The 391-nt window shown below is 44.2% G+C and carries 1 protein-coding gene; it reads left to right on the top strand.

Annotated elements, in window-relative coordinates:
- Nucleotides 1–391, top strand: a 391-nt coding sequence (locus NL42_RS18870; protein ID WP_461313913.1) for an amino acid permease, incomplete at both ends; no start/stop codon positions are given.

Raw genomic sequence — 391 nt, 5'->3', positions numbered from 1 at the left:
TGGCCTGATTGGTGTGGGTGGCTACATGATTTTCAGCCATTTCCAAGCTCCACAAGGTGCTGTAGCAAGCATAAGTAATGTTTGGTCGCATGGCGGTTTATTCCCCAAAGGTACCGAAGGCTTCTTGGCTGGTTTCCAGATTGCTGTCTTTGCTTTTGTCGGGGTTGAACTGATTGGTACAACGGCTGCTGAAACGAAAGATCCAGAGAAGAATTTACCGAAAGCAATTAACGCGATTCCTGTACGTATTATTTTGTTCTATGTATTAGCACTCTTTATTGTGATGTCAGTAACCCCGTGGGATCATATTCGTGCAGACAAAAGTCCGTTTGTTGAGTTGTTCTTAAATGCGGGTATTCCAGTTTCTGCCATCATCATGAACTTGGTGGTG

The organism is Acinetobacter sp. GN11 (assembly GCF_054823985.1).
Note: the sequence above shows the minus strand (reverse complement) of the source record. Positions and strands in the feature narration are given on the sequence as shown.